The 4,318-nt window shown below is 72.4% G+C and carries 4 protein-coding genes; all 4 read right to left on the bottom strand.

Going from position 1 to position 4,318, the window contains the following annotated elements; translation table 11 throughout:
- Positions 1–220 precede the first annotated feature (220 nt).
- Entirely contained in the window at positions 221–2,023 is a 1,803-nt protein-coding gene (locus EHS43_RS38565) for an ABC-F family ATP-binding cassette domain-containing protein (protein WP_125195244.1), read from the bottom strand.
- A gap of 49 nt (positions 2,024–2,072) precedes the next feature.
- Entirely contained in the window at positions 2,073–2,972 is a 900-nt protein-coding gene (locus EHS43_RS38560) for a 4-(cytidine 5'-diphospho)-2-C-methyl-D-erythritol kinase (protein ID WP_125195243.1), read from the bottom strand.
- A complete protein-coding gene (gene rsmA, locus EHS43_RS38555) occupies positions 2,969–3,850 on the bottom strand; it encodes a 16S rRNA (adenine(1518)-N(6)/adenine(1519)-N(6))-dimethyltransferase RsmA (RefSeq protein ID WP_125195242.1) in 882 nt (293 codons plus the stop codon). Before rsmA ends, EHS43_RS38560 begins: the two co-directional genes overlap by 4 nt.
- A gap of 95 nt (positions 3,851–3,945) precedes the next feature.
- Positions 3,946–4,318: resuscitation-promoting factor (locus EHS43_RS38550; protein ID WP_148104208.1), on the bottom strand; the 373-nt coding region annotated here is incomplete at its 5' end.

The raw sequence follows: 4,318 nt of genomic DNA, 5'->3' as shown, positions 1-4,318 counted from the left end.
CCCCAGTCCCCCCAATGGATCCGCGTGAATGCCCCACGGTGAAGCCCACTGATCCGCACGGGCGGAGGACCCTCCCGGCACCCTCTCCCGGCACCCCCGCCCTTCATGCCCCCGGAAGCTACACGCTAGTTCGACGTTGCGCTTCCCCTACCGGTGAGAAGTGTCCCGGAAGTGCTGAATTCCTGGCTTTCCTGTCGTTCGAGGACGATGTGCCGCACCTTCACGCGTCCTCGGCCAGCTCCAGCCACCGCAGCTCCAGCTCCTCCCGCTCCCCGGCGAGGTCCCGCAGTTCGGCATCGAGGGAGGCCACCCTCGCGAAGTCGGTGGCGTTGTCGGCGATCAGGGCATGCAGCTTCGTCTCCCGCTCGGAGATCTTGTCGAGCTGCCGTTCGATCTTCTGGAGCTCCTTCTTGGCGGCCCGCTGATCGGCGGAGCTCTTCTCGGCCACCGGCTTGTCCACCACCGGCGCCGAGGCGGCGGCCGCCTCCTCCATCCGCTGCCTGCGCTCCAGGTACTCGTCGATGCCGCGCGGCAGCATCCGCAGGGTGGCGTCGCCCAGCAGCGCGAAGACCCGGTCGGTCGTGCGCTCGACGAAGAACCGGTCGTGGGAGATGACGATCATCGAGCCGGGCCAGCCGTCGAGGACGTCCTCCAGCTGGGTCAGGGTCTCGATGTCGAGGTCGTTGGTGGGCTCGTCGAGGAAGAGGACGTTCGGCTCGTCCATCAGCAGCCGCAGCAGCTGCAGACGCCGACGCTCACCGCCGGAGAGGTCCCCGACCGGCGTCCACTGCTTCTCCTTGTTGAAGCCAAAGGTCTCGCAGAGTTGCCCGGCGGTCATCTCGCGCCCCTTGCCGAGGTCGACGCGCTCCCGCACCTGCTGGACGGCCTCCAGCACCCGCAGCGCGGGATCGAGCTCGGCGACCTCCTGCGAGAGATAGGCGAGCTTGACGGTCCTGCCGACCACGACCCGCCCGCCCGCGGGCTGCTTCTCGCCCTCGGTCCGCGCGGCCTCGGCCATGGCGCGCAGCAGAGACGTCTTGCCGGCGCCGTTGACCCCGACCAGACCGATGCGGTCACCGGGGCCGAGCTGCCAGGTCACGTGCTTGAGCAGCACCTTGGGCCCGGCCTGGACGGTCACGTCCTCCAGCTCGAAGACGGTCTTGCCGAGCCGCGAGGAGGCGAACTTCATCAGCTCGCTGCTGTCGCGGGGCGGCGGCACGTCCTTGATGAGCTCGTTGGCGGCCTCGACACGGAAGCGCGGCTTGGACGTCCGCGCGGGGGCGCCGCGCCGGAGCCAGGCCAGCTCCTTGCGGACGAGGTTCTGCCGCTTGGTCTCCTCGGTGGCGGCGATCCGCTCACGCTCGGCCCGCGCGAAGACGTAGTCGGAGTACCCGCCCTCGTACTCGTAGACGTCGCCCTTCTGCACGTCCCACATGCGCGTGCAGACCTGGTCGAGGAACCAGCGGTCGTGGGTGACGCACACGAGCGCCGAGCGCCGCTCGCGCAGGTGCTTGGCCAGCCAGGAGATGCCCTCGACGTCGAGGTGGTTGGTGGGCTCGTCGAGGACGATCAGGTCCTGTTCCTCGATGAGCAGCTTGGCCAGGGCGATACGGCGGCGCTCGCCACCGGAGAGCGGCGCGATGACGGTGTCGAGGCCCTGCGGGAAGCCGGGCAGGTCGAGTCCGCCGAACAGTCCGGTCAGCACGTCGCGGATCTTGGCGTTGCCCGCCCACTCGTGGTCGGCCATGTCCCGGATGACCTCGTGCCGGACGGTGGCGGCCGGGTCGAGGGAGTCGTGCTGTGTGAGGACCCCGAGGCGCAGTCCGCCGGAGTGTGTGACGCGTCCGGTGTCGGCGTCCTCCAGCTTGGCGAGCATGCGGATCAGGGTGGTCTTGCCGTCGCCGTTGCGGCCCACGACGCCGATGCGATCGCCCTCGGAGACGCCGAGCGAGACACCGTCCAGCAGGGCACGGGTGCCGTACACCTTGCTGACGTTCTCGACATTGACCAGATTGACGGCCATTTCTCTCCTGCCCAGGGGGATCGATCGACCCTCCAGGGTAGTCCGACCGCTACGCCCGGATCACCGTCGCACCCGGCACCGGCCCCGAGGCCGTGCGCACCGCCCGGCAGGTGCCCGAGTCGCGCAGCGCGTCCGCGATCCTCGCCGCCGCCCCGCTGTCGCGGGCGAGGAAGGCCGTGGTGGGCCCCGACCCCGAGACGAGCCCGGCGAGGCTGCCCGCGGCGCTGCCGGCCGCGAGGGTGTCGGCCAGTTCCGGGAAGAGGGAGAGGGCGGCGGGCTGGAGGTCGTTGGAGACGGCGGCGGCGAGCGCCTCCGGGTCGCCCTCGGCCAGCGCGTCGAGCAGGGCCTCGGAGGCGACGGGCTCGGGGACGTCGAGGCCCGCAGTGAGCCGGTCGAACTCCCGGAAGACGGCCGGGGTCGAAAGGCCGCGCCCCGCCATCGCGAACACCCACGAGAAGGTGCCGCCGACGTCGAGGGTGCGCAGCTTCTCCCCGCGTCCGGTCCCGAGCGCGGCCCCGCCGACCAGGCTGAACGGCACGTCGCTGCCCAACTCGGCGCAGATGTCGAGGAGTTCCTCGCGGGAGGCTCCCGTGTCCCACAGCGCGTCGCAGGCCATCAGCGCGCCGGCGCCGTCCGCGCTGCCGCCCGCCATGCCGCCGGCGACGGGGATGTCCTTGGCGATGTGGATGTGGACGGCGGGGTCCAGACCGCGGCGCCCGGCCAGGGCGATCGCCGCGCGGGCCGCGAGATTCGTGCGGTCCAGGGGGACCTGGGCGGCGTCGGGGCCCTCGCAGGTGACGCGGAGCTCGGCCGCGGGGGTCACGGTCACCTCGTCGTGGAGGCCGACCGCGAGGAAGACGTTGGCGAGGTCGTGGAAGCCGTCGGGGCGGGCAGCGCCGACGGCGAGCTGGACGTTGACCTTGGCGGGGACGCGGACGGTGACGCTCACTGCTGGACCGGCTCCTTGTTCTGGGCGTGCTCGGCGATCCGCGCGAACTCCTCGACGGTGAGCGCCTCGCCGCGGGCCCGGGGCGAGACCCCGGCGGCCACGAGGGCGGTCTCGGCGGCCGCGGCCGACCCCGCCCAGCCGGCGAGCGCGGCCCGCAGGGTCTTGCGGCGCTGGGCGAAGGCGGCGTCGACGACGGCGAACACCTCGCGCTTGGTCGCGGTGGTCCTGATCGGCTCGGTCCTGCGGGTCAGCGCGACGAGCCCGCTGTCGACGTTCGGGGCGGGCCAGAAGACGTTGCGGCCGATCGACCCGGCCCGCTTGACCTCGGCGTACCAGTTGGCCTTCACGGACGGGACGCCGTACACCTTCGAACCGGGTGCGGCGGCGAGCCGGTCGGCGACCTCCGCCTGCACCATGACGAGGGTGCGCTCGATGCTCGGGAAGGTGTCGAGCATGTGCAGCAGCACGGGCACGGCGACGTTGTAGGGGAGGTTCGCGACGAGGGCCGTCGGCGCGGGGCCGGGGAGCTCGGTGACCTCCATCGCGTCCGAGTGGACCAGGGCGAAACGGTCCGCGCGGGCGGGCATGCGGGCGGCGATCGTCGCCGGCAGTGCGGAGGCGAGGGTGTCGTCGATCTCCACGGCGGTGACGCGGTCCGCGGTTTCGAGGAGCGCGAGGGTGAGCGAGCCGAGGCCGGGGCCCACCTCCACGACCACGTCGTCGTCCCGGACGCCGGCGGTGCGCACGATCTTGCGGACCGTGTTCGCGTCGATCACGAAGTTCTGGCCGCGCTGCTTGGTGGGGCGTACGCCGAGCACGGCGGCGAGTTCGCGGATGTCGGCGGGGCCGAGGAGGGTGTCTGGGGAGGGGCTGCTCACGGGCACCAGGGTACGGGGCCGGACCGTCGCGTCCGGGCCGCGGTCCGGTGGGGGCCGCACACCGATACGGCCCCGCGCTCCCGGAAGCCATCCGGTCACCCGTGCAGACGTGTCCCGCAGTGCGGCCACGGGCTCGCGCCCCGCCGTACGTACAGCTTCTTCGCCCGGAACGTCTGCTCCGCCGCCGGGGCGTCCTGCGGGCGGCCGGAGCCGCCGAGGCCCTGCCAGGTCCTCGTGTCGAACTGGTAGAGGCCGCCGTACGTCCCGGAGGGGTCCACCGCGTTCGGGCGGCCGCCGGACTCGCAGACCGCGAGGCCCTGCCAGTTCAGGTGGTCCGCGCCGTGCACGGAGGCGGGCATCGGCTTCGTGCCCACCCGCACGATCTGGGTGCGGGGCTCCCGGACCACCTGGACCCTCAGCCGGCGCGGCTTCTGCCTCACCCCGTTGACGGTCCGCAGAGAGTACGTG

Origin of the sequence: Streptomyces sp. RP5T (assembly GCF_003933965.1) — a bacterium.
Taxonomy (GTDB): domain Bacteria; phylum Actinomycetota; class Actinomycetes; order Streptomycetales; family Streptomycetaceae; genus Streptomyces.
This window is presented reverse-complemented; position numbering and strand designations above follow the sequence as displayed.

What these genes read in the sequence shown, in the direction of transcription:
- EHS43_RS38565 (WP_125195244.1), bottom strand. Translation starts at nt 2,023, where the DNA reads ATGGCCGTCAATCTGGTCAATGTCGAGAACGTCAGCAAGGTGTACGGC.